This is a genomic window from Streptomyces sp. NPDC030798 (assembly GCF_055572275.1).
The window spans coordinates 48,130-72,143 of record NZ_JBVIDR010000008.1 but is presented as its reverse complement, the minus strand read 5'-3'; the positions used below and the strand labels follow the sequence as shown (position 1 = coordinate 72,143).

17 protein-coding genes are annotated in these 24,014 nt (G+C 73.6%); 10 read left to right on the top strand and 7 right to left on the bottom strand.

Annotated features, from left to right (window positions below):
• Window positions 1-122 precede the first annotated feature (122 nt).
• The 4 genes from ACZ404_RS19590 (at window position 123) to ACZ404_RS19575 (ending at window position 3,948) form a co-directional block, all read left to right on the top strand.
• The gene (locus tag ACZ404_RS19590; protein ID WP_468441510.1) at window positions 123-1,487 is read left to right on the top strand and encodes an FAD-dependent oxidoreductase; all 1,365 of its coding nucleotides are present in this window, start codon (window positions 123-125) and stop codon (window positions 1,485-1,487) included.
• 274 nt (window positions 1,488-1,761) lie between these two features.
• Window positions 1,762-2,886 carry a hypothetical protein gene (locus tag ACZ404_RS19585; RefSeq protein ID WP_468441508.1) on the top strand — a complete coding sequence of 375 codons (1,125 nt, stop codon included), beginning with the start codon at window positions 1,762-1,764 and terminating at the stop codon, window positions 2,884-2,886.
• 29 nt (window positions 2,887-2,915) lie between these two features.
• A complete protein-coding gene (locus ACZ404_RS19580) occupies window positions 2,916-3,206 on the top strand; it encodes a DUF1232 domain-containing protein (RefSeq protein WP_468441506.1) in 291 nt (96 codons plus the stop codon).
• Window positions 3,207-3,246: 40 nt separating this feature from the next.
• Entirely contained in the window at window positions 3,247-3,948 is a 702-nt protein-coding gene (locus ACZ404_RS19575) for a 2-phosphosulfolactate phosphatase (protein WP_468441504.1), read from the top strand.
• 1 nt (window position 3,949) lies between these two features.
• Here ACZ404_RS19575 and ACZ404_RS19570 read toward each other — a convergent pair whose 3' ends face one another.
• A complete protein-coding gene (locus ACZ404_RS19570) occupies window positions 3,950-5,770 on the bottom strand; it encodes a hypothetical protein (protein WP_468441502.1) in 1,821 nt (606 codons plus the stop codon).
• Between the two features lie 227 nt (window positions 5,771-5,997).
• On the opposite strand from ACZ404_RS19570, the gene ACZ404_RS19565 reads away from it, so the two are divergent.
• From ACZ404_RS19565 to ACZ404_RS19555, 3 genes are all read left to right on the top strand, one after another.
• Window positions 5,998-8,517 (top strand): SpoIIE family protein phosphatase, encoded by a 2,520-nt coding sequence (locus ACZ404_RS19565; RefSeq protein WP_468441500.1) that lies wholly within the window; start codon window positions 5,998-6,000, stop codon window positions 8,515-8,517.
• Window positions 8,518-8,587: 70 nt separating this feature from the next.
• Window positions 8,588-11,326, top strand: a complete 2,739-nt coding sequence (locus ACZ404_RS19560) for a SpoIIE family protein phosphatase (protein ID WP_468441498.1) — start codon at window positions 8,588-8,590, stop codon at window positions 11,324-11,326.
• 54 nt (window positions 11,327-11,380) lie between these two features.
• Window positions 11,381-12,700 carry a hypothetical protein gene (locus ACZ404_RS19555; RefSeq protein WP_468441496.1) on the top strand — a complete coding sequence of 440 codons (1,320 nt, stop codon included), beginning with the start codon at window positions 11,381-11,383 and terminating at the stop codon, window positions 12,698-12,700.
• A 13-nt stretch (window positions 12,701-12,713) separates the two neighbouring features.
• Here ACZ404_RS19555 and ACZ404_RS19550 read toward each other — a convergent pair whose 3' ends face one another.
• The gene (locus ACZ404_RS19550) at window positions 12,714-12,947 is read right to left on the bottom strand and encodes a hypothetical protein (protein WP_468441494.1); all 234 of its coding nucleotides are present in this window, start codon (window positions 12,945-12,947) and stop codon (window positions 12,714-12,716) included.
• 93 nt (window positions 12,948-13,040) lie between these two features.
• Entirely contained in the window at window positions 13,041-14,879 is a 1,839-nt protein-coding gene (locus ACZ404_RS19545; protein ID WP_468441492.1) for a glycoside hydrolase family 15 protein, read from the bottom strand.
• A 220-nt stretch (window positions 14,880-15,099) separates the two neighbouring features.
• On the opposite strand from ACZ404_RS19545, the gene ACZ404_RS19540 reads away from it, so the two are divergent.
• Window positions 15,100-15,306, top strand: a complete 207-nt coding sequence (locus tag ACZ404_RS19540; protein WP_468441490.1) for a hypothetical protein — start codon at window positions 15,100-15,102, stop codon at window positions 15,304-15,306.
• Window positions 15,307-16,016: 710 nt separating this feature from the next.
• Here the strand turns inward: ACZ404_RS19540 and ACZ404_RS19535 are convergent.
• Window positions 16,017-16,517: a DUF5709 domain-containing protein gene (locus tag ACZ404_RS19535; RefSeq protein WP_468441488.1), complete on the bottom strand. Its 501-nt coding sequence runs from the start codon at window positions 16,515-16,517 to the stop codon at window positions 16,017-16,019.
• 344 nt (window positions 16,518-16,861) lie between these two features.
• Here ACZ404_RS19535 and ACZ404_RS19530 point away from each other — a divergent pair, with 344 nt between their 5' ends.
• Together ACZ404_RS19530 and ACZ404_RS19525 are read left to right on the top strand one after the other, a co-directional pair.
• Window positions 16,862-18,334, top strand: coding sequence for an APC family permease (locus tag ACZ404_RS19530; RefSeq protein WP_468441486.1), 1,473 nt, complete (start codon window positions 16,862-16,864; stop codon window positions 18,332-18,334).
• A gap of 14 nt (window positions 18,335-18,348) precedes the next feature.
• Entirely contained in the window at window positions 18,349-19,281 is a 933-nt protein-coding gene (locus ACZ404_RS19525) for a hypothetical protein (protein ID WP_468441484.1), read from the top strand.
• A gap of 31 nt (window positions 19,282-19,312) precedes the next feature.
• On the opposite strand, the gene nicT is transcribed toward ACZ404_RS19525, so the two are convergent.
• The 3 genes from nicT to efeU form a co-directional block, all read right to left on the bottom strand.
• The gene (nicT, locus tag ACZ404_RS19520) at window positions 19,313-20,482 is read right to left on the bottom strand and encodes a Nickel transporter NicT (protein WP_468441482.1); all 1,170 of its coding nucleotides are present in this window, start codon (window positions 20,480-20,482) and stop codon (window positions 19,313-19,315) included.
• Window positions 20,483-20,618: 136 nt separating this feature from the next.
• The gene (gene efeB, locus ACZ404_RS19515) at window positions 20,619-21,893 is read right to left on the bottom strand and encodes an iron uptake transporter deferrochelatase/peroxidase subunit (RefSeq protein ID WP_468441480.1); all 1,275 of its coding nucleotides are present in this window, start codon (window positions 21,891-21,893) and stop codon (window positions 20,619-20,621) included.
• A gap of 38 nt (window positions 21,894-21,931) precedes the next feature.
• A complete protein-coding gene (efeU, locus tag ACZ404_RS19510; protein WP_468441478.1) occupies window positions 21,932-23,962 on the bottom strand; it encodes an iron uptake transporter permease EfeU in 2,031 nt (676 codons plus the stop codon).
• Between the last annotated feature and the right edge of the window lie 52 nt (window positions 23,963-24,014).

The following is a 24,014-nucleotide window of genomic DNA, read 5'->3' as shown; positions in this document are numbered from 1 at the left end:
CCCTTATGAGGTCATAGACCAGACCCCCGTACTAAGTTAGGGCTGCCTTAGTTTAGGCTTCCCGTCGAGCCCGTTGGCTCGAACATTCGCGCTGGAACATGCACGCTCGAAGGGAACTGATCATGCCGCGCCCCCTGCGGGTAGCCATCGTCGGAGCCGGCCCCGCCGGGATCTACGCCGCCGACGCCCTGCTCAAGTCCGAGGTGGCCGCCGAACCCGGCGTGTCCATCGACCTCTTCGAGCGGATGCCCGCCCCGTTCGGCCTGATCCGCTACGGCGTGGCGCCCGACCACCCGCGCATCAAGGGCATCATCACCGCCCTGCACCAGGTGCTCGACAAGCCGCAGGTCCGGCTCTTCGGCAACGTCGACTATCCCACCGACATCAGCCTCGACGACCTGCGCGCCTTCTACGACGCGGTGATCTTCTCCACCGGCGCGATGGCCGACCGCGAGCTGTCCATACCCGGCATCGGCCTGGACGGCTCCTACGGCGCCGCCGACTTCGTCTCCTGGTACGACGGGCACCCGGACGTGCCGCGCACCTGGCCGCTGGAGGCGGAGAAGGTCGCGGTGCTCGGCGTCGGCAACGTCGCGCTCGACGTGGCCCGGATCCTCGCCAAGACGGCCGACGAGCTGCTGCCGACCGAGATCCCGCCGAACGTGTACGACGGCCTGAAGGCCAACAAGGCCGTGGAGGTCCACGTCTTCGGCCGCCGGGGCCCGGCGCAGGCCAAGTTCAGCCCGATGGAGCTGCGCGAGCTGGACCACTCCCCGAACATCGAGGTCATCGTCGACCCCGAGGACATCGACTACGACGCGGGCTCGATCGAGACCCGGCGCGGCAACAAGCAGGCCGACATGGTCGCCAAGACCCTGGAGAACTGGGCGATCCGGGACGCCGGCGACCGCCCGCACAAGCTGTTCCTGCACTTCTTCGAGTCCCCCGCAGAGATCCTCGGCGAGGACGGCCACGTCGTCGGCCTGCGCACCGAGCGCACCGCCCTCGACGGCACCGGCAACGTCAAGGGCACCGGCGAGTTCAAGGACTGGGACGTCACCGCGGTCTACCGCGCGGTCGGCTACCTCTCCGAGAAGCTGCCCAAGCTGCCCTGGGACCTGGAGTCGGGCACGGTCCCGGACGAGGGCGGCCGGGTCATCGAGGAGGGCGGCGGCCATCTGCAGTCGGTGTACGTCACCGGCTGGATCCGGCGCGGCCCGATCGGCCTGATCGGCCACACCAAGGGCGACGCCAACGAGACGGTGGCCAACCTGCTGGACGACCACGCGAACGGCCGCCTGCACACCCCGGCCTCCCCGGCGCCGGAGGCGGTGGAGTCCTTCCTCGCCGAGCGGAACGTCCGCCACACCACCTGGCAGGGCTGGTACCAGCTGGACGCCGCCGAGCGCGCGCTGGGCGAGCCGCAGGGCCGCGAGCGCGTGAAGATCGTCGAGCGCGAGGACATGCTGCGGGAGAGCGGGGCGTAAGGCCTCCCGGTCTCGCCACGAACGGGGCCCGTCCCTGAGCGGATGGACGAACGGGCCCCGTTCGCCGGACCATTGTGGGCGTCGTGCGCCCGCGGCGGGACGTGTGAACCACGGCCGCACGGGGCGTGCGCCGCGCGCCCCGGGTGCGCCACACGCCCCCGTGCGCCACGGCGCGATCCCGGTGCGACGCGCCGCGCGGGGGGCCCTGCCGTCGTCCGACGTCACCGGGCGGTGATACTGGAAGACGCACCCACCCCCATCAGCAGATTGGCCCATGTCGAACTCCGCCACCGACCGCGCCGAAATTCCGCAGACTCTCTGGGCGGCCCGCGGCCGCCACACCGCTTCCGCCGCCGAGGACGTCGTCCGCCGCACCCTCAGCCGGCACAAGGAGAGCGGGGACATCGACGACTTCGCCGAGCCGCCGGTGACCGAGGGCTCCCCCGATCACGTCTTCGAGGCCCGATGGCGGGCCGGCGGCACGGTGACCGTGCGGGCCCGGCTCACCCTCGTACCGCGGCAGGACAGGCCGCACGGGCACGACTGGACACTCGTCGCGGAGGCCGAGCACCCGTGGGACGACGCGTGGCCCTCGCCCGCGACGCTGTTCTGGCCCGCGGACGGTTCGGGTGACGACGGCGCCTGGGACCACCACCCCACCGTCGCGGGCGTGCGGTTCCGGCAGGTCAACGCGCTGCCCGCGGACGACAAGGAGATGCGGCGGCGGCTGCGGGACGCGGCCCGTGGGTCCTGGTGCGTCAACCTCGTCGTGCACGAGGCGATGACCCCGGACGAGCGCGGCCGGCTGCCGCTGGTCCGGCTGCTGCCGCCCGGCCTCAGGCACCGCGTGGTCGAGCACCGGGCAGCGCCGCAGCAACTGCGCGCCGTCAACTGGGCGCTGAAGGACCTCGGCGTCGAGGTGCCGCGCGGCGGCGCCGTCCTGCTGCCCCCGGACCCGGCGCCCGACGGCTACGCCGGCATCGAGCACAAGGTGCGCACCGTCTTCCTGGACGGCTCCGAACCCTCCGAACTCGTCGCCGTGCTGCGCCACTTCGTCACCCTGCCGCGGCCGATGCCGCCGGGTGCCGGGGAGGCGCTGGCCGATCTGCGCGAGAACTGGACCCTGACGACGCTCCAGGAGGAGCTGGAGCGCCAGCGTCAGCTCGTCGCGATGTATGCCGAGGCGCTGGAGGCCATGACGAAGTCCCGGGACCTGTACCGGGAGGCCGCCGAACAGGCCCACCAGGCGCTGGCCGCCTACCGGGACGCGCCTGCCCCGGCCGCCCTGCCCCACCAGCAGCCTCAGCCCGACAGCAGGATGCCCGCCCCTCTGCAGCAGTTGACGCGGACGTTCGAACGACTGAAGCTCACCGCGAAGAAGGGCGACCAGACCGGGTAGAAGAACCGGTACAAGCGAGAGGATGCCGCATGGATTCCACCGCGACCCTGCTGCTGATCATCGCCGTCGTCGTCGCGGCCGCACTGCTGGCCGTCGCCGTCGCCCTGCTGGTACGGCTGGTGCGCGCCCGGAGCAGTCTGCGCCGGGCCGGGCTGCCCACGGGGCCCCGCTGGGTGTTCTGGGGCGCGGTGCTGTATCTGGTGCTGCCCACCGACCTGTTGCCGGACCCGGTCTACCTGGACGACATCGGTGTCCTGCTGCTCGCCCTGCGCAGTCTGCGCGCCGCCCGCACGCTCCCGCCGGGAACGATGGAGCCCTGAACCGCCCCTGCGGATCCCGGGGTTGGTCCACGATGGGATCATGCAACCCACCTACACCGGGATTCCCGCCCGGCCGCAGGCCCCCGACGTCGCCGTGGTCGTCGATGTGATGCGCGCGTTCACCGTGGCCGCCTGGGCGTTCCGGGGCGGCGCGGAACGGATCGTGTTCGCCGGTACGCAGGAGGAGGCACTGGAGCTGAAGGCGCGCCATCCGGGCTGGCTGGCCTTCCAGGACGGTCCGCCGGTGCCGGGGTTCGACCTGGCCAACTCCCCCGCCCGGCTGCGTGCGCTGGACGTGCGGGGCCGTACGGTCGTGCAGAAGACCACCGCGGGAACGGCAGGCGCGCTGGCGGTCGCGGAGGCGCGGCTGCTGCTCTGCGCGAGCTTCGTGGTGGCCGCGGCGACCGCCGAGGTGCTGCGGCGGGCCCGGCCGGAGTCGGTGACGTTCGTCGTCACCGGGGACGGCGGTCGAGCCGAGGAGGATCTGGCCTGCGCCGAGTACATCGCGGCCCGCGCGCACCCCGGCGCGGACGGCGTCGACCCCGGGCCGTACCTGGAGCGGGCCCGGCACTCCGACGGTGCCGCGCGGCTCGCGGAGGGGGTGCGGCTGGGCTGGGAGGGTGTCCATCCCGAGGACGCGGCGATGTGTTTGCAGGCGGACAGCTTCCCGTTCGCCATGGCTGCGGGGCGCGAGGACGGCCGTCTGGTGCTGCGCCCGGTCGGCACGGGCGCGGCACTCTGAGTCAACGCTCCTTGGCTGTGCGGGCTTTCATGGTTCCCAGGGTCGCGAGGAGCACCGCCAGCGCGGCGAGTGCGGCCGCCCCCGCCGTCGTGGTCGCGAGCCACGGCGGGGCCACGAGCGCGTCCGTGAGCCGGGCCTGGTCCGGCAGGCCGAACCGGTCGCCGAGCGCCTGCCCCGCGGCGAGCGCGGCCGTGGCGACCAGGGTCGCGGTGGCCGTCACCAGCCGGCCCGGCGTCGTCCGGGCGGGCAGGGCGAGGGCGAGCAGGACGCAGAGGCCCGCGAGGAGCAGGGTCGTCTGCAGGACGTCCTGGGGCAGGCCGGTCCAGTAGCGCGGCGCGTGGGCCACGCCGCACAGGAACACGGGCACGGCGGCGACCCGGGCGATCGGGAGCGGCGCTCCGGCGGCCCGGCGGTCCCGGCCGGGCTCATCGGACTGCCGAGGGCGGGGCGGGGCCTGCTTCGGTGGCGCGGGGGCCGGTTCGGGGGCCGGGCCGGCCGGTCCCGGGACCGTCACGGGCGGGGGCGGCGGAGCAGGGGGTGCGGCGCGCTCCTGGGGCTCTTCACCGCGGTGTTCCTGTGCGGCCAGGCGGGCGATCAGCTCGGCGAGTTCCTCCACGGGCCGGCTGACGGCCACCGCCTCGACCGCGGCACGCCCGCAGTGGGGCTCGACCGGGGTGCGGTGCAGCAGCTCCATGAGCCGGGTGATCTCCTCCAGGGGCCGGCCCTCGGCGGCGGCCCGGATCACCTCGTCGGCACAGCCGGTGTCCCGGGGCGGCCGGGTGAGCAGGCCGACCAACCGGGCGACGTCCTCCACGGACCGCCCGACACCGGCCGCCCGCAACGCCTGCGCAGTGGCTCGCGCATGCTCCGGCGAGCGCTCCAGCAGGGTGATCAGCCGTACGACGTCCTCCAGCGGCCGGTCCGCCACGGCCGTACGTACGAGCCCCTGCAGCGCGCCGTCGAACCCGTCACCCGTCGGCGGGACCTCGGGTTCCTCGGCCGGGGGTGGGGGCGGCTCCGGGTGGGACGCGGGGGCAGGAGGCGACGCCACGGGGACACCGGCGGCCGCCGGAACCGGCCCGCCGGCGAGGTCGGCAGGCGGCGCGGCGCCGACACCCGGGCCGACGAGCGACACGCCCAGCCCCTCCACCGCAGCCGCCCCGGAGGCGGGGGCGACACCGGGGCCGACAGGCGACACGACGGGGCCCTCCGCGACCGCCGGAGACGGGCCAGCGCCCGGGGCGACACCCGGGCCGACAGGCGACACGGCCGGCCCCTCCTCGACCACCGGATCCGGCCGGAAGGCGGGGGCGACACCCGGGCCGACGAACGCCTCCACCGCAGCCGACCCGGACGCAGGGGCGACACCCGGGCCGACGAGGGACACGCCCAGCGCCTCAGGGGCGACACCGGGGCCGAGGGGCGGCACCCCCGGCCCCTCCACCGCAGCCGACCCGAAGGCGGAGGCGATGCCGGGGCCGACAGGCGACACCCCCGGCCCCTCCCCGACCACCGGAGACGGGCCGGGAGCGGGGGCGGGGGCGGCGTCTGCGGTCCGAGCGGCCGTGTCGGGAGCCCTGCCGTCCAGCAAGCCGGTGGCGACCGGGACCGGGACCGCCCCGGTCCCCGGGACGAAGGTCGGGGCGGACTCGGATCCGGCAGCGAGCGGGGGGACGCCGCCGACGCTCCCCGCGCCCGTCGCACCGCACCCGCATGCCGCCTCGGAGGACACGGCCCCGGCGGCAGCGGCGGCCGTCGGGACCGCGAGGGGCGGTATGGCGGAGTGGTCGTCGGGCACGGGGGACGCAGAGGGGGTGGTCATCTCGGCTCCAGGGGGACGGTGGGGCCGCAGCGGCATGACGCGAACCATGACGCACGCCATTACGCACACCATTAGTAGGAGCGCCCGCACCCTCCCGCCACCGGGACGTGGCAGAGGTGTGAGCCGGGTGGGACGCCGACTTCGTCCGCCCAGGTGCGTTCGCCCACCGAGTTGGCGCATTCTTGCTGTGTCATCCACCCGGCGGTGCACGGGACGAGGTAGGGCGCATGGCGGGGAGCGCGAAGCAGGCGGTCGGCAGGCGGGCCCGGCTGACCGCGCTGCTCCTCGACGCCTCGACCGGCGCGCTCGACGCGGCCGCGGGTCGCGTGGCGGGCGTGTATCTGCGTTCCAGCACCCCGGGGCTGCTGCGCCTGGCGGTGCTGGTGGGGCTGCCCGGACCGCTGTTCCGGCCCTGGTGGCGGCTGCACCTGGGCCGGCCCTTTCCGGTGGCCGACGCCTACCGGCTCGGCGTGCAGGTGGTGCTGCCGAACGCCACCGAGACGATGCGCCGGTATCCCCAGTTCGCGGCGGGCCTGCCGTTCCCGTTCGGGTCGGTGCACGTGCCCGTGCCCGGCGGTGCGGAGCCGCTGGGGGTGCTGACGGTGCTGCGTCCGGCCGCGTCGGACTCCGTGGACGAGCTGCTGGACCGGGAACTGCTCGGGCGGCTCGCCGAGGGGCTCGGTGCCGAGCTGGTGGGCCTCGCCGACGGCGACGAGGCGGTGCTCGCCTGGGACGGCGAGCCGCTGTGCGTGCGGCCGCCGGCCGCCCGGCCCGTGGAGCCCCGGGTGGGGCGGTTCACCTGGGATCCGGTGACGTCGCAGGTGGACGCGGACGAGCGGCTGCACGCGCTGCTCGGGCTGCGGCCGGAGGAGTTCGCGGGGACGGGCCCGGCGCTCGCGGACACCCTGTGCCGGACCGACGCCCACCGGATCCTGGGGGCGCTGCGCGAGACGGCCGCCGGGAAGCCGCCGTCGGCGCCGCTGAGTCTGAGAGCCGGGGACGGCGGGATCCGGCTGCTGGAGCTGTGGCCGGCGGCGCATACCGGTCCCGCGCCGCTGGTCGGCGGGGTCGTCGTGGATCCGGGTCCGGCCGTCTCGGCGGACGGCGCGGCTGATCTGCTGCCGCAGGGGGTGTTCTGTCTGGACCGGCTGGGGCTGGTGGTGTACGTCAACGAGGCCGCGGCCCGGCTGGCGGGGCGGGATCGGGCGATGCTGCTCGGCCGGCCGCTGTGGGAGGCGATGCCGTGGCTGACGGGACCGCCGTACGACGATCATCTGCGCGGGGTGCTGCTGTCCCACGAGCCGGTGCACCTGCATGTGCGGCGGCCGTCCGGCGGTCGTGAGGCATCCGGCGACGGGGACTGGCTCGCGCTGTCGGTGCATCCGGGGCCCGACATCCTCACCTGCACGCTGGTTCCGGCCAGCCGCGTCGACGCCCCGGCCGAGCCCGCGCCCGACGCTCCGGTGCACACCGAGCCGCATGTGCTGGAGGAGACGGTGGCCGGCGATCACGCGTTGACGCCGCTGTACCGGCCGATCGCCCTCGCCATCGCGCTGACGGACGCGGTGACCGCCCGGCAGGTGTCGGCGGTCGTCATGCAGGAGCTGCTGCCCGCGTTCGGCGGCCGTCGCCTGGCCATCTACCTGCTCCAGGACCGGCATCTGTACCTGGCCTGGGAGACCGGCTTCCCGCAGGGCTTCCTCGCCCCCTTCGACGGTGTCGGGCTGGACGCGCGGATCCCGGGGGTGGAGACGCTCACCACCGGCCGCCCCCTGTTCTTCGAGTCGATGACGCAGCTGGCCGCCACCTACCCGGGGCTGCCGCTGGACGCGGAGGAGGGCGCCCGCGCCTTTCTGCCGCTGATCTCCTCGGGCCGGCCGGTCGGCTCCTGCATCCTCGGCTTCGACCGCGAGCGCAGCTTCAGCACCCAGGAACGCACGGTGCTCACCGCCCTCGCCGGGCTGATCGCGCACGCGCTGGAGCGGGCGCAGCGCTACGACAGCGAGGCGGCCCTCGCCCGCGGCCTGCAGCAGGCGCTGCTGCCCCGGCGGCTCTCGGCCCATCCGCGGGTGGAGACGGCGGGCCGCTATCTGCCGGGCACCCAGGGCCTGGACGTGGGCGGCGACTGGTACGACGTCGTGGAGGCCGGGCGGGGCCTGGCGCTGGTCATCGGCGATGTGCAGGGGCACGGGGTGCAGGCGGCGGCGACCATGGGTCAGCTGCGCAGCGCCGTGCGGGCGTTCGCGCTCGGCGACCACTCGCCCGACGAGGTGATGAGCGGGACCAACCGCCTGCTGATCGACCTGGATCCCGGCCAGTTCGCCAGCTGCTGCTATCTCCGCCTCGACCCGGCCACGGGGCGCGCCCAGGTCGCCCGGGCGGGGCATCCGCCGCCGCTGCTGCGCAGCCCCGACGGCACCACGCGGGTGCTGAACATCCCGGGGGGTGTCGTCCTCGGGGTCGATCCGCAGGCCCAGTACCCGGTGACCGAGCTGGAGCTGGAGCCGGAGGCGATCCTCGCCCTGTACACCGACGGTCTGGTGGAGCGGCCCGGGGCGGACATCGACGACGGCATCACCGCGCTGCGGGTGGCGCTGGCGAAGGCCGGGTCCGCGGCCGGGCGGCGGGGCGGGCGATCGCTGGCCGGGGTCGCCGACCGGCTCACCGCGACCGCCCGGCACGCCGCCGACCGGCCCGACGACGTGGCGCTGCTGCTCGCCACCCGGCGCCCCGCGCATCCGCGGTGACCGCGCGCGCCGGCGATCATCTCGTACCACGGTCTCGCCTGACGGGGCCGGGCAGTGTAGACATGGGCTCATGGTCCGACTGCCCGGCCGGCCCGAGACGCGGCCTCCCCGTTCGTTCGGGCACCCGCGCGCACCCCAGGGGCCGGGTCCGGACGGAGGCCGAGCGGGTGGCGGCCGCCCGGGGGTGCTGCGGGCGGCGGTGACCCGGCGCAGTGTCGCCGGGCAGGTGTTCGTCCTCCAAGTGGTGATCGTGCTGCTGCTGGTCGTGTCGGCGGTGGTGGCGCAGGTGCTGCAGGTGCAGCACGACAGCAAGCTGGAGGCCCGCAACCGCTCGCTCGCGGTGGCCGAGTCGTTCGCCAACGCGCCCGGCACGGCGGCCGCGTTGCGTTCCCCGGATCCGACGGCGCTGCTGCAGCCGCGTGCCGAGGCCGCCCGCATGGCGACCGGGGTGGACTTCATCGTCGTGATGAACACCGACGGCATCCGCTACACCCACCCCAAGCCGGACCGCATCGGCAAGAAGTTCGTCGGGACCATCGGGCCGGCGCTGGCCGGGGGCACGGTCACCGAGGAGGTCAACGGGACGATCGGCCCGCTCGTGCAGGTCGTCGTGCCGGTGAAGGACTCCGCCGGCAAGGTGGTGGGCCTGGTGTCGTCGGGCATCACCACCGCGCACGTGGGCGGGGCCGCCGACCAGCAGCTTCCGCTGCTCCTCGCGGCGGCCGCCGCGGCGCTCGCGCTGGCCACGGCGGGCACGGCGCTGGTCAGCAGGCGACTGCTGCGCCAGACGCACGGCCTCGGCCCGTCCGAGATGACCCGGATGTACGAGCACCACGACGCGGTGCTGCACGCCGTGCGCGAGGGCGTGCTGATCGTCGGCGGCGGCGGCCGGCTGCTGCTCGCCAACGACGAGGCGCACCGCCTGCTGGACCTGCCGGCGGACGCGGAGCAGCGGCATGTGCTGGAGCTGGGCCTGGACGACGAGACGGCCGGGCTGCTGGCCTCGGGGCGGGTCGCGACCGACGAGGTGCATCTGGTCAAGGACCGGCTGCTGGCGATCAACCAGCGCCCCACCGACCTGCGCGGCGGGCCGCCCGGCAGTGTCACGACGCTGCGCGACTCCACGGAGCTGCGGGCGCTGTCGGGCCGTGCCGAAGTGGCGCGGGAGCGGCTGAACATGCTGTACGACGCGGGTGTGGGCATCGGCACCAGCCTGGACGTGGCCCGCACGGCGGAGGAGCTGGCCGAGCTGGCGGTGCCCCGGTTCGCGGACTTCGCCACCGTGGACCTGTTCGACGCGGTGCTGAACGGGGAGGAGCCCAAGCCGGGGACCGCGCTGCGCCGGGCGGCGCTCAGCGGCATCCGCAAGGACGCTCCGCTGTACCCGGTGGGCGAGCGGATCCGGTTCGTGGCGACCTCGCCGCAGGCGCGCAGCCTGACCACCGGGCAGTCCGTGGTGGAACCCCGGCTGCGCGAGGCGCCCGGCTGGCAGGCACAGGATCTGGAGCGCACCGAGCAGGTGATCGCGTACGGCATCCACTCGCTGATCACGGTGCCGCTGCGGGCGGGCAGCCTGGTGCTGGGGCTGGCGAACTTCTGGCGGGCGCAGAAGCCGCAGCCGTTCGACAGCGAGGAACTGGCCCTGGCCGAGGAGCTGGTGGCGCGGGCGGCGGTGTCCATCGACAACGCGCGGCGCTACACCCGCGAGCACAGCATGGCGGTGACCCTGCAGCGCAGCCTGCTGCCCCGGTCGCTGCCCGAGCAGGGCGCGCTGGAGATCGCCTACCGCTATCTGCCGGCCCAGTCGGGGGTGGGCGGCGACTGGTTCGACGTGCTGCCGCTGTCCGGCTCCCGGGTGGCGCTGGTGGTGGGGGACGTCGTCGGGCACGGGCTGCACGCGGCGGCGACGATGGGCCGGCTGCGCACGGCGGTGCACAACTTCTCCGCGCTGGACCTGCCGCCGGACGAACTGCTGGGCCTGCTGGACGAGCTGGTGGGCCGGATCGACCAGGACGAGACGCCGGCCGACGGCGCGGCCGCGGTGACCGGCGCGACCTGTCTGTACGCGGTGTACGACCCGGTCGCGCGCCGCTGCACGATGGCGCGGGCCGGTCATCCGCCGCCCGCGCTGGTGCACCCGGACGGCAGTGTGGAGTTCACGGAGGTTCCGGCGGGGCCGCCGCTGGGGTTGGGCGGCCTGCCGTTCGAGACGGCGGATCTGGAGCTGGCGGAGGGCAGCCGGCTGGTGCTGTACACGGACGGGCTCGTGGAGGACCGGGACCGGGACATCGACGTCGGTCTCGATCTGCTGCGCGACGCGTTGAGCCGTGCGCCCGGCGCCTCGCCGGAGGACACCTGCCGGACCGTGCTCGACCATCTGCCGAACCGGCCCAGCGACGACGTGGCGCTGATCGTCGCCCGCACCCGGGTGCTGGGGCCCGACCGGGTCGCCGAGTGGCAGGTGCCGTCCGATCCGGCGGCCGTCTCGCAGGTGCGCGCCTCGGTCACCCGGCAGCTGGCCGACTGGGGCCTGGAGGAGCTGTCGTTCACCACCGAGTTGGTGCTGAGCGAACTGGTCACCAACGCGATCCGCTACGGGCGCGGCCCGATCGGGGTACGGCTGCTGCGGGACCGGACGCTGATCTGCGAGGTCTCCGACCGCAGCACGACCTCCCCGCATCTGCGGTACGCGGCCGGCACCGACGAGGGCGGCCGGGGCCTGTTCCTGGTGGCCCAGCTCGCCGAGCGCTGGGGCACCCGTTACACATCCAACGGCAAAATCATCTGGGCGGAGCAGCCGCTTCCGTGACCGTCGCGCACAAATGTGTTGAGGACACGTCAGGCTTCGGTGATGATCTCCGGCATGTTCTCGCGCAGAAATCGCCGGCCGAAGTCCCCCGAGCTCCTTGGGGCCTGGGAGTGCCTGGACGCCCAGGACGTCCCCGGCGCGCTGCGGCAGCTGCGGGCGGCCGGGGAGGAGCAGCCGCTCGGCGAGGTGGCGCTGGTGGTCGGGCGGGCGGCCCGGGCGGCGGGCTTCGACGACCTGGCGAAGGCCGCGGCGGCGCTGTCCGCGACCCCCGAACAGGCGCAGGCGCTGTACGACTTCGGATACGCCTGCGTCGAACGCGGCGTTTCCTACCTGGCCGTCCCCGCCCTGCGTGAGGCCCTGCGCCGCAGCCCGGGTTCGCTCCCGGCACTGCGCGAGCTGGTGTCGGCGTACGAGGACGAGGGCCGGCACCGCGAGGCGGCCACCGAACTCGCCCGCCACGAAGGGACCTTCAGAAACTGGCCGGACCGCTATCTGCTGGTGTTCAACGCGGTGCTGGCGGGCGACCTGGAGTTGGCCCGGCGCCAGCACGCTCTGCTGCCGGACCCCGAGGACGCGCAGTGGCAGTCGGCGCGGGACCGGCAGAACCGGGTCCTGGAGCGCGCGGCCGACGCCGAGCGAGTCTCCTCCCTCGACCTGACCGATCTGCGCGGCTGGCAGTACGTGATCGCCGGCACGGTCCTCGGCACGCTGTCGCCGTACGGCTTCGACGCGGGCATGCACGGCCGCTACGCCTGGCTGCAGGACACCCCCGAGGGCTGTCTGCGCGGGCTGCTGCGCCTGCGGACCCTGCTGGAGGCCGCCGAGGTGCGGCCCCGCTCGGTGTCCCTGCTGCCCGACCAGGACTCGCGGATCCTCGGCCTCGCCGCGGCCGAGGTACTGGGCCTGCCGGCCGAGCCGTTCGCGCCCGGCCGCACCGACACGGTGGTCGTCGCCTACGACCTCGACGGTCTGGCGGCGCACGACGGCGGCCCGGAGCTCCCCGGACAGCTCTTCGAGCGCATGCCCGGGCAGGTGCTGCACGAGCACGCGAGCTGCTGGACGGACCCGCCCGCGATCACCGCGGACAGCGTGGGGCTCCTGCACCAGTCGGTGGTGCCGCCCTGGGGTGGGCTGCTGCGGCAGGGCGCGGACGGCGGCGTCCAGCGGGCCCCGGCGGACGACCGCCCGGAGGCGGAGATCGCCGCCGAGGTGGCGGCGGCGGACCCGGCCGCCGACCCGGGGGACGGCGAGGGTCCGGCGGACCACGACGTGCGGTTCGCCGCGTTCGCCGGCGCCGTCCAGGGCACCTGGCTGCGCGGCGACCGGGCGCGCGTGCGGTCCGCCGGACCCGTCCCGAGTTCCCGGTTCGCCTGAGCGGAGGAGCCGGTCAGGTGCTCAGGCGGTCGCGCAGCAACTGCTTCCCCATCTCGGCGCCCTTGCGGCTGTCGGCCTGGGCCTTGTGGAACAGGTCCACAAGCTCGCTGTCGTGCTCGCGCTCGGCGTCCTGGATGTATGTCTCCAGGCGCAGGGCGTTGTCCAGGCACGCCTCGACGTACCAGATCAGGTCGTAGTTCTTGTCGCGGGTACCGGTGACGCCACCTGTCTCGTTGGTGCTGGTCATACGGGGTCTCCTCCTTCTGTCGACCCTGCGTCGTGTTCTCCGTGCGGAGACCTGCCGAGTACCCGTACGTCCCGGGTGCACACCGCCCGATGGTCAGCCGAGGGCGCGGTCGAGGTTGAACGCGGCGCTGATGAGGGACAGGTGGGTGAAGGCCTGCGGGAAGTTGCCCTGCTGCTCACCGGTGCGGCCTATCTCCTCGGCGTACAGGCCCAGATGGTTGGCGTAGGTGAGCATCTTCTCGAAGGCCAGCCGGGCCTCCTCGAGCCGCCCGGCGCGCACGAGGGCCTCGACGTACCAGAAGGAGCAGATGGAGAAGGTGCCCTCGTCGCCGCGCAGCCCGTCGGGGCTGGCCTGCGGGTCGTAGCGGTAGACGAGCGAGTCGGAGACCAGTTCCGCGGTCAGGGCGTCCAGGGTGGACAGCCACTTGGGGTCGGTGGGCGCGATGAACTTGGCCAGCGGCATCATCAGCACCGAGGCGTCGAGCACGTCGCCGTCCTCGTGCTGGACGAAGGCGCCCCGCTGCGCCGACCAGCCGCGGTCCATGATGCGCCGGTAGATCGCGTCCCGGCACTGGAGCCAGCGGGGCAGGTCGGCGGGCAGGCCGCGGCGGTTGGCGAGGCGGACGGCGCGCTCGATCGCGACCCAGCACATCAGCCGCGAGTACAGGAAGTTCTTGCGGCCGCCGCGGGTCTCCCACACCCCCTCGTCGGGCTGGTCCCAGTGGTCGCAGACCCAGCCGACCAGATGGCACACGTCGTCCCAGTCGCCGCTGGAGATGGGCTCCGCCCACTTGTCGTAGAGGTAGATGGAGTCGATCAGCGCCCCGTAGATGTCGAGCTGGAGCTGGCCGGCGGCGGCGTTGCCGACCCGGACGGGGGCGGAGCCCTGGTGTCCTTCCAGGTGCCGCAGTTCGCGTTCGGGCAGGTCGGCGCGGCCGTCGATGCCGTACATGATCTGCAGCGGCCCGTTGCCGTCACCGCAGCCGGGGCTGACGTGCGTGGTCATGAACCTCATGAACGCCTCCGCCTCGCTGCTGAAGCCGAGCCGGAGCAGCGCGTACACGCAGAACGCGGCGTCGCGGACCCACACGTAGCGGTAGTCCCAGTTGCGCTCGCCGCCGGGCTGCTCGGGGAGGCTGGTGGTGGGCGCGGCCACGATGGCGCCGGTGGGGGCGTAGGTGAGCAGCTTCAGGGTGAGGGCGGAGCGGTGGACCATCTCGCGCCAGCGGCCGCGGTAGCGGGACTGGTGCAGCCAGCGCCGCCAGTAGGCGACGGTGGCGTTGAACTGGTACTCGGCCTCGGCGCGGGCACAGCCGCGCGGGGCCACCTCGTCACCGACCTGGTCGAGGGCGAACACGGCGGTGTCGCCCTCGCGGAGCTTGAAGTCGGCCCGGGCGTCGCGGCCGTCGCACTGCACGGAGACGGTGGCGGTGAGCGCGAGCGCCCGCTCCGGGGACTCGAAGAGGACCAGGTCGTCCACGGTGCGCACGGTGTGCGGATCCGCGCCGTAGTTGAAGCGCGGGGCGATCAGGGCCCGGAAGGGCACGGTGCCGCGCACGCACACCACGCGGCGGATCAGCCGGTGCCGGCCGGCCTCCCGGGTCGCCTCCGCGGTGACCGGCATGAAGTCCTGGACCTCGCCGACGCCGTCCTCGGTGAAGAAGCGGGTGATCAGCACATTGGTGTCGGGGAAGTAGAACTGCTTGGTGCGCGCCGGTACGGCGGCGGCCAGTTCGAAGCGACCGCCGCGCTCGGCGTCCAGGACGGCGGCGAAGACGCTGGGCGAGTCGAAGGTCGGGGAGCAGTACCAGTCGATCGTGCCGTTGGTGCCGACCAGTGCGACACTGCGCAGGTCGCCGATCAGGCCGTGGTCGGCGATCGGCAGGTAGCGCGGGCCCTCGGCAGGGTCCCGCGGGAAGGGCGTCTCGGCCATCGCTCGGGCCTCCCCGAAGCCGTGTGCTGCTGGTTTCCGGCGTGTGGGTGCTTTTCCAGCTTACGGGTGAGTGCGGCGCGACGGCGTGGGCAGGCGCTCCTCACCCCGTCCCGCGGCGGCCCTCCGGATGCAGGGTGGGCGCGGGCGGGCAATGGTGAGAGTGTGCCCCGTTCGGCGGCACCGGCACGGATGCGGTCATCCGGACCGAGGAGGAGGCATCATGTCGACATCCACACCTGAAGGATCCCGGTCGCCCGACGACCACTGCACCCCGGACGCCCTGCTCCACTCGGCTCCCTCGAGGGATCTCACCCCGGAGGACCTGGTGATGGCGACGGGCAGGGACGTCACCCCGGCGACCCTCGACTGGGCGCGCCGCAAGCTGGAGACGGAGGGTCCGGCAGCCATCGAGAAGCTGCTGCCCTAGGGCCGTCCGGGAAGCAGGCAGGACACCAACGGGGAGGCGCCGGGCAGACGCGACCGCCCTCACACGGCACCCGCCTCGCCCGGCGCCGGCTCCTGCCCGACGCCGCCTCCGCCCGAGGCCCCGTCCCGGCGGCCGGTCCCTCCCGGCACCCGGTCCTGCCCACACCCGATCCCACCCGGCGCCCGGTCCCGGCCGCCTCCGCCCGAGGCCCAGTCCCGGTCGCCCGGCCCCTCCCGGCACCCGGACCAGCCGGCACCCGATCCCACCCAGCGCCCGTTCCGCCCGACGCACGGCTCTGTCCGACGCACGACTCCCGCCCAGGCCTTGTTTCGCCCAGCGCCCCTCCGCCCGACGCCTGGTTCCCTCCGACGTCCGACGCCCGGTCCCGGATCTCTCCGAGGCCCGGTCCTGCGCGGCTCCCGGTCCCGCCCAGCGCCCGCCTCTTTCCGGCGCCCGGTCCTGCACGACCCCGATTCGGCCCGGCGCCTGCTTCGGTCCGGCGCCCGCCTCCCAGTCCCGGCCAACGCCCGGGTCGCTCCCGGCGCGAAGTCCCGGCCAGCGCCCGGTCCCCACCGGTGGTCCGACGCCCGGTTCCGCCCGGCGCCCGGCACTGGCCGACGCCCGATTCCGCACGGCGCCCAGCTCCGGCCGGCGTCCCTTTCCGGCCGGTGCGTGGTTCTGGTCGGTCGGCAGGTTCTGGTCGGTGGTGATCAGCGGGGGTGGTCGGGGTCTGTGGTGTCCGGGAGGGACGGCTCGTCCGGGATCACGTGGACCGCGGCCTCCTCCGCCCCCGCCGCTCCGCCGTCGATGCCCACGTCGACGGCGACCTCCTCCTTGGTGGTGTCGGTGTGCGCGCCCTCGTCCGGGGCCACCAGCCGGCCCGCCCGCCGATCGCCGGCCTCCGGGTCGACGGGTTCGCCCTCGCCGCCGGGCAGGTCGCCGATCTCGTCGCCGGGGGGCGCGCTCACGTCCGGCACCTCCTGGCCGAGCCGCTCGTCCAGGGTCTCGCCCTCGTGCTGTTCGGCGGCCGTGGTGCCGTGCTTGGTGACGCCGAGGGGCCGTTCGGGCGGGGAGTAGCCCTCGTCGAGGACGTCGTCGTAGTCGCGCTCGCCGACCGCGTCCTGCAGATCCAGGGGCGCGGCGTCCTCCTGTTCCTCATTGGTTCCGGTCGGCTGGTAGGCGTCGTCGGCCATGGGGGTCCGGTCGGTCATCGTCGCCCTCCTTCTCGGCACGCGGTAGGTCCCGATCCGCGTTTCCCGAGCACCGCTTCCCTAACCCCCGACCGCCTTCCGAACAGGTCAGCGCACATTACCGGTTGGTCATCTTGAAAGGTCAACCGGTGCCGCTATCATCACATCCACACACGGTGACCGTCCGCCAACACTCGGCGCACGCCCTCACCGCTCCCCTTGCTTTCACCACCCCTCTTCCGTTCCGCCCTGCCCTGGTTCCGAGGCCATCCCTCCCCCGGTTCCGGGCGGGTTCTCCACCCCCCACCCGTACGCCGTCGGGCCGCCTGCCCGTAGGCCGTGCACAACCGGAAAGCGGCGCGTCCATGAGCAACAACAGGGGCAGAGGGCTGCAGGCCAATGTCCTCGGCACGTTCGACACCGTGGTGATGGCGGTCGCCGGCAGCGCGCCGGCGTACTCGCTCGCCGCGACCACCGCCGTCCTCGTCGGCGCGGTGGGTCTGGCCGGCCCGGCCGCCCTGCTGTACTGCGCGATACCCATGTTGGGCATCGCGCTGGCCTTCAGCTATCTCAGCCGGATCGACGTCAACGCGGGCGCCACCTACTCCTGGGTGGGGCGCACCCTGCATCCGTTCCTCGGTTTCATCAGCGGCTGGTCGCTGGTGATCTCGGCGACCATCTTCATGGTGGCCGGCTCGCTGCCCGCCGGGTCGATGACGCTCGCCCTCTTCGACTCGGGGCTCGCCGACAACACGGCGCTGTCCACCGTGGTCGGCGCCGTGTGGTTCCTCGTCATGCTGGGCGTGGTGCTGGGCGGGGCCCGGCTCACCGTCCGGGCGCAGTTGCTCATGTCCGGTGTGGAGCTGGGCATTCTGGCGCTGTTCGCGGTGCTCGCCGTCTTCCACGGCCACAACGCGCGCGCCTTCGACTGGTCGTGGCTGGGCTTCTCCCACTTCGACGGGATGGCCGGGTTCGCCTCCGGCGCGCTCGTCGCCGCGTTCTACTACTGGGGCTGGGACGTCACCAGCAACCTCAGCGAGGAGACCCGCAACAGCCGCCGTACGACCGGGCTCGCGGGCCTCATCGGGGTGGGCATCGTCTTCCTGCTGTTCGAGGTGTTCACCATCGCGGTCAACGTCATCCTGTCCACGCGGCAGATCGAGGAGAACGACGCCAACGTGCTCGCGGTGCTGGGCGAGGAGATCTGGCCGGGCTGGGGCGGCAAGCTGCTCGTCGTGGCGGTGATGCTGTCCACGATCGCCACGCTGGAGACGACGCTGATCCAGGTGACGCGCTCACTGTTCGCGATGGGCCGGGACCGCACGATGCCGCCGGCGCTGGGCCGGGTGCACCGCACGTGGAACACGCCCTGGGTGGCGATCGTGGTGGTCGGCGGGGTGGCGCTGGCCATGTTCATCGCCGCCAACGCGCTGGGCTCGGTGGGCGAGATCCTCTCCGACGCGATCTCGGCGATCGGTCTGCAGATCGCCGTCTACTACGGCCTGGCCGGCCTGGCGGTCGTCGTCGCCTACCGCAAGATGCTGCTGAAGTCGGTGGGGAACTTCCTGCTCGGCGGGCTGTGGCCGCTGTTCGGCGCGGTGTTCATGTTCTGGATCTTCGTCGAGTCGCTGGGCGACCTGAGCGGCGCGGCGATCGGGATCGGCATCGGCGGCCTCGCGGTCGGGCTGATCCCGATGTTCTGGTACTGGCGGCAGGGCAGCGCGTACTACCGGCCGGCGAAGCTGGACGCGACCCGCACCGTCGAGGCGGACTACGTCCCCGACGGCGGCGCCGACGTGCCGTCCCGGCTGCACGAGGGTCTCCCCACCGACTTCTGAGGGAGAACCCTGCGATGGCGCGAGACCGTTTCACGCCCGACTTCGACCCCGACTGCGGTGACGCGCCGCTCACCTCCGCCCGGCAGGACGTCGTCATCGGCCGCTGGCAGGGCCTTCGGGAGCTGCTGTGGGTCACCGGCGACGACTGGACGCTGCGCGGCCACCGGGTCCGGCTGCTCGCGCAGGCCTGCGCGGGCAGCTCGACGGTGGAGACGTGGCTGGCCGCGGAGCCCACGAACGCGGACGCGCAGGTGCTGCGCGCGGCCACGGAGACGGCCCGGGCGTTCCACCTGGCCATCACGGCGGGGCGGGGCGTCCCGATCGAGCGGGACCGCATCGACACGGCGGTCCTGGCCTGCCTGCACGCCGCCGAGGCCTGCCCGGAGGACCCCACGCCGTGGGTGTCCCTGATCTCGGTCGCCCGGCTGTACCCGGCGGGGGTACGGCGGCAGGAACTGGCGCGCTGGTGGGACGAGTTGTACCAGCGGGACCCGTACAGCCCGGAGGGGCACCTGCAGGTCCTGCACTACTACTCGGCCCGCTGGCACGGCACGCACGGCCTGATGTACGACTTCGCCCGGGACGCGGCCGGGGTGGCACCGCCCGGCTGCCCGCTGCCGGTGCTGGTGCAGTACGCCCGGGTCGAGGAGTACCGGTACGCCCTGGACGGCGGCCAGGGCCGGCGCGGCTCGGTGGGCCTCGGCCAGCACTGGGACCACGACGGCGCGGTCAACGACGTACGGCGGACCTGGGAGCGCTGGGTGCGGCCCCGCCCGGACCGCGAGGTGGCCCCGGCCGAGCTGCGGGACCTCAGCTACCTGGCGCACGCGGCGTGCCTGGCCGGCACGGCGGACATCGCGGCGGCCCTGCTGCGCCTGCTGGGCCGCCGCGCCACCCGCACCCCGTGGTCGTACACCGGGGACCCGGCGCAGCAACTGGCCAAGTGACGCAAGGAGTTGGGGGTGCGCGGCTGAGGTGCTAGTCGGCGGGTCGCTCGGCCAGGCCCGCCGTCCACTTCTCCTCGATGCGGCCCGCCTTCCACACCAGCAGGGCGACGGCCCAGGTGACGAAGAAGAGCCCGACGATGACGAAGCCGACGGTGTTGAGGTCGAGGCCGGCGATCCAGTCCCAGAAGCTGCCGTGCAGGCCGAGCTTGTCGGCGAGCAGGCCGAGCAGTTCGACGGTGCCGATGATGACGGCGACGGCGACGGACAGGCCGGTGATCGTGAGGTTGTAGTAGACCTTGCGGACCGGCTTGGAGAACGCCCAGCCGTAGGCGAAGTTCATGAACGAGCCGTCGATGGTGTCCAGCAGCGACATGCCCGCCGCGAACAGCACGGGCAGGCACAGGATGGCGTACCAGGGCAGGCCGGAGGCGGCGCCGGAGCCGGCGAGGACCAGCAGGGCGATCTCGGTGGCGGTGTCGAAGCCGAGGCCGAACAGCAGGCCGAGCGGGTACATCTGCCACGGCTTGCTGATCGATCCGGTGACACGGCCGAGCAGACGGTTCATGAAGCCGCGGTTGTCGAGCTGCTCCTCCAGCGCGGCCTCGTCGAAGTGGCCGGTGCGCATCCGCCGGAACACCTTCCAGATGCCGGCGAGGACGACGAGGTTGATTCCGGCGATGAGGTAGAGGAAGGTCCCGGAGACCGTCGTCCCGATCAGGCCGGTGACCTGGTGCAGGTGGGAGCCGTCGTCGCGGACCGGCCCGGCGAGCGTCCTCATGCCCAGGGAGAGCAGCAGGGCGAGCCCGAAGACGATGCTGGAGTGGCCGAGGGAGAACCAGAAGCCGACCGACAGGGGCCGCTGCCCCTCGCCCATCAGCTTGCGGGTGGTGTTGTCGATCGCCGCGATGTGGTCGGCGTCGAAGGCGTGCCGCATGCCGAGGGTGTAGGCGGTGACCCCGATGCCGATGCCGAATTCCGCCGGCTTCCCGGCGGATGCGGCGCCGAGGCTGAAGTGCTCGGGGGCGACGACGCCGACGAGGGTGCCCCAGCCGATGACGTGCAGGGCGAGCACGAAGGCGGCCATCCCGCCGACCCTGGTCCACTCCTGCCGCGTCATGGAACCGCGGACACGGTGCCAGACCGAGGTCCGGGGATCGGCCTGGGCGGGGAGGGACGGAGCGGGACCAGGGGCGGCCGTCATCGGATGGTCTTTCCTTCGGTGGTACGGGTACGGCTGCACGGGACAGCCTTGTGCCATCCTCCCGTACTTGCAACTCATGTGCAGTAAAGCCCGCGGCAGGCCTTCCCCATGAGCAGGGAAAGCGCGCCGCGTCCGCTCAGGAGGCCAGCAGACCCCGGCCCAGCCAGTCCCCCGCGTCGCGGACGCCGGGCAGGGCGAAGAAGTAGCCGCCGCCGGTGGGCGAGATGTAGTCGACGAGGGGCTCGTCGATCAGCCGGGTCTGCACGGCCTCGAACTGGCGCCTGACGTCCTGCTGGTAGCAGCAGAACACCAGGCCCATGTCGAGGTTGCCGACCTTGTCCACGCCCCGGTCGTAGTTGTAGCCCCGGCGCAGGATGCGGGAGCTGTCGGTCTTCGCGGTGCGCGGGTTGGCGAGGCGGATGTGGGCGTCCAGCGGGATCGCCGTGCCCTGCGGGTCCTTGGCGTACTGCGGGATGTCGGTCTCCCTGGCGCCGTCGAGCGGGGCGCCGGTGTCCTTGCGGCGGCCGAACATCTTCTCCTGCTCGGTCAGCGAGACCCGGTCCCAGAACTCCACGAGCATCCGGATGATCCGGATCACCTGGTAGCTGCCCCCCTTGGTCCAGGCCGGCTCGCCCTGGCCGTCGTCCGTCCAGATGAGCCGGTTCGTCTCGCGGGACGAGGTGACGTCCGGGTTGGCGATGCCGTCCTTGAAGCCGAGCAGGTTGCGCCCGGCGCCGGTGGGGCGCGGGGCGTTCTGGAAGCCGTCGATGCGCCACCGGATCTGCATCGCGCCCCGGGTGTGCCGGGCGAGGTCGCGCAGGGCGTGCAGCACGGTGTCCTGGCTGTTCGCGCAGATCTGCAGCGACAGGTCGCCGTGGCACTCGGCCGGGTCGAGGTTGTCGTTGGGGAACGTGCGCATCGCGGTGAGCCGGGCGGGCCGGGCCTTGGCGAGGCCGTAGCGGTCGTCGAAGAGGGACGCGCCGACGCCGACGGTGACGGTCAGGGAGTCCGGCGGGACCTCGGGGCCGAGGATGCCGTTGTCGGAGGGCGGTGCGCCGACGCCGAGGTCGGTGGGGGTGCCGCCGGAGGTGAGGAGGCGGGCCCGCTCGGTGAGGGTGCGCAGCAGGTCCTGCAGGCCCTTGCGGTCGTCGGCGATGACGTCGAAGGAAACGAAGGTGGCGGCGGCCGGGGCCGGGGTGAGGATCCCGGCCTGGTGGGCGCCGTGGAAGGGGACCTCGGCGGAGCTGTCCGCGCCCGCGCCCTGCGCCCGGGCCGTGCCGCCGCTCTCGCCGAGCGCGAAGCCGCCGCCGGCCAGCGCCGCGCCGGCGGCCGACGCGCCGAGCGCGGTCCGCACGAAGGAGCGGCGGCCGGGGCCGACGGGGCAGACGGCCGGCGTTTCGGCAGTGGACATCGACGGGGTCCCTTCCAGGTGCGGATGCTCGGTGCTCATCAGGCGGACTTCCGGATCTCGAGGAGGTCCGGGACGGGGGCGAGGTCTTCCAGCAGCCGGCCGGTGGCCCCGTCGACGCGCTGCCGGTCGGCTGCTGCGAGCCGGTCGACGGGGGTCCAGTGGTCGCCGTCGTGGGCGGCGTCGAGCAGCTTCTGGAGGCGGGCGATGTCGGCGTCGACGGTCGGCAGCAGCCTGGGTGCGCGGCTGCTGAGCAGCGGCTTCAGGACGGTGAGCAGCTCGCGGGTGCCGGCGAGGTTGGCGTCGGCGGTGGCGAGGGTGGTGCCGCTGCCCTGGTCGGTGTCGCCGGTCAGCTCGAACTGGAGGGTGTTCTCGAGGATCTCGTGGGCGCGCAGCGGGAGGTCGCCGGGGTCGAACTGCTGGGTGGGGAAGGCCTTCTGCAGTCCGGCGGCCGCGTCGGCGAGCTGCCGGGCGGGCGTGCTCAGGCTCTTGGCCGCTTCGCCGTGCCACAGGCCGTACTCCAGGCGCAGGAATCCGGTGAAGTCCTGGTCGTGGACACCGCCCACCAGTCCGTCGGGCCTGCCGTCGATCTTCTTGTCGAAGTTCTGGAAGGTGCCGTAGGCGGCACCGAGGGAGGCGTAGGTGCGGTGGGCGGTGAGCCAGTCGGTGCGGGCCCTGTCCAGGTGGCCGCCCTCGATGTCGCCGTCGAGGGTCCGGGTCTGGACGACGAGGGTGGCCAGGCCCTGCTCGACGTAGCTCTTGTACGCCTTCAGGGGTGCGGCGAGGTCCTGCTCGGAGACGGGGACGACCGGCCTGGCCGCGCCGCCGCCGGTGACGCGGACCGCCTTGGAGGTGACGGCGCGGCCGCCGGTGGGGACGCAGCGCCAGGCGTAGCTGCCGCCGGCGACGGTGGCGACCAGGTCGCGGGTGGCGCCGGGGGCGAGGCCCTCGATCTCGCCGTAGACGGCGTTGGTCGCCGGGTCGACCAGATACACCTCGGAGGTCTTGCTGCCGGTGTTGTGCATCTGGAAGGTCTGCCGCCCCGGTCGGGGTGCCGTGAAGCCCTTGCCGCAGTCGGTCTCGGAGACGGCGACGGTCTGGCCGCCGGCAGGCTTGGGGCGGGCGAAGGCGACGACGAGTCCGGCGAGCACGGCGGGTACGGCGACCACGGCGGCCGGCACCACCCAGACCGGCCGGCGCCGCCCGGAGCGGGCCGCCGCGCGCTCCGCCGCGGGCCGCTCGGCGGCGGGCTTCGGCTCGCCGGCGCGGACCCCGCGGACGAACAGGGTCATGACCACGGCGAGGTAGGTGACGTAGGCGACGGCCTGGAGCCAGGTCATGGTCGGGGTCAGGTTGAACACGCCCTGGACGAGGGTGGCGTACCAGGAGCCGGCGTCCACGCCGCCCGACAGGTCGACCGCGTAGGCGGCCTTGCCGGGCAGCACCCCGCCCTCCTGGAGGTCGCGCAGGCCGTAGCCGAGGACGCCGGCGGCGATGACGATGAGGACGGCGCCGGTCGCGGTGAAGAACCGGGTGAGGTTGATCTTCAAAACCCGGCGGTACAGCCCCCAGCACAGGCCGGCCGCGAGGACCAGGCCGATGGCGGCACCGGTCAGCGGTCCCGCCGACTCGCCGGCCGCCCGGGCGGTGGTCCACAGGAACAGCGCGGTCTCCAGGCCCTCGCGCCCGACCGCCAGGAAGGAGGTGAGGATCAGCATCCCGGCACCCATGGCGAGCGCTCCGGTCACCTTCTCCTTCAGCTCACCGGAGAGGTTGCGCGCCGAGCGGCGCATCCAGAACACCATCGCGGTGACGAACGCGACGGCGATCACGCTCAGGGTGCCGCCGAACGCCTCCTGGGCGGTCTGCGGCAGGGAGGCGGCGGTGAAGGTGAGGACGGCGCCGAAGCTCATCGCCACGGCGATCGCGGCCAGGACGCCCGTCCACACCTGCGGCAGCCGGGAGCGGGCCTCGGCCCGGACCAGGGTCGCGACGAGGATGGAGACGATGAGTCCCGCTTCGAGTCCCTCCCTCAGTCCGATCAGGAAACTCGGAAACGCGTCGTCCCACATGCCCCGCGACCCTCCTACTTAGTGAAGGCATGCCTTACCTCCGGGACCATCA

Bases quoted from the DNA above. Each gene is read 5' to 3' on its own strand.
- ACZ404_RS19535 (WP_468441488.1), bottom strand. From the start codon at position 16,517: ATGACCGACCGGACCCCCATGGCCGACGACGCCTACCAGCCGACCGGA.
- ACZ404_RS19540 (WP_468441490.1), top strand. From the start codon at position 15,100: ATGTCGACATCCACACCTGAAGGATCCCGGTCGCCCGACGACCACTGC.
- ACZ404_RS19560 (WP_468441498.1), top strand. From the start codon at position 8,588: ATGGTCCGACTGCCCGGCCGGCCCGAGACGCGGCCTCCCCGTTCGTTC.
- efeU (WP_468441478.1), bottom strand. From the start codon at position 23,962: ATGTGGGACGACGCGTTTCCGAGTTTCCTGATCGGACTGAGGGAGGGA.
- ACZ404_RS19550 (WP_468441494.1), bottom strand. From the start codon at position 12,947: ATGACCAGCACCAACGAGACAGGTGGCGTCACCGGTACCCGCGACAAG.
- ACZ404_RS19555 (WP_468441496.1), top strand. From the start codon at position 11,381: ATGTTCTCGCGCAGAAATCGCCGGCCGAAGTCCCCCGAGCTCCTTGGG.
- ACZ404_RS19525 (WP_468441484.1), top strand. From the start codon at position 18,349: ATGGCGCGAGACCGTTTCACGCCCGACTTCGACCCCGACTGCGGTGAC.
- nicT (WP_468441482.1), bottom strand. From the start codon at position 20,482: ATGACGGCCGCCCCTGGTCCCGCTCCGTCCCTCCCCGCCCAGGCCGAT.
- ACZ404_RS19575 (WP_468441504.1), top strand. From the start codon at position 3,247: ATGCAACCCACCTACACCGGGATTCCCGCCCGGCCGCAGGCCCCCGAC.
- efeB (WP_468441480.1), bottom strand. From the start codon at position 21,893: ATGTCCACTGCCGAAACGCCGGCCGTCTGCCCCGTCGGCCCCGGCCGC.
- ACZ404_RS19570 (WP_468441502.1), bottom strand. From the start codon at position 5,770: ATGACCACCCCCTCTGCGTCCCCCGTGCCCGACGACCACTCCGCCATA.
- ACZ404_RS19585 (WP_468441508.1), top strand. From the start codon at position 1,762: ATGTCGAACTCCGCCACCGACCGCGCCGAAATTCCGCAGACTCTCTGG.
- ACZ404_RS19545 (WP_468441492.1), bottom strand. From the start codon at position 14,879: ATGGCCGAGACGCCCTTCCCGCGGGACCCTGCCGAGGGCCCGCGCTAC.
- ACZ404_RS19565 (WP_468441500.1), top strand. From the start codon at position 5,998: ATGGCGGGGAGCGCGAAGCAGGCGGTCGGCAGGCGGGCCCGGCTGACC.
- ACZ404_RS19580 (WP_468441506.1), top strand. From the start codon at position 2,916: ATGGATTCCACCGCGACCCTGCTGCTGATCATCGCCGTCGTCGTCGCG.
- ACZ404_RS19590 (WP_468441510.1), top strand. From the start codon at position 123: ATGCCGCGCCCCCTGCGGGTAGCCATCGTCGGAGCCGGCCCCGCCGGG.
- ACZ404_RS19530 (WP_468441486.1), top strand. From the start codon at position 16,862: ATGAGCAACAACAGGGGCAGAGGGCTGCAGGCCAATGTCCTCGGCACG.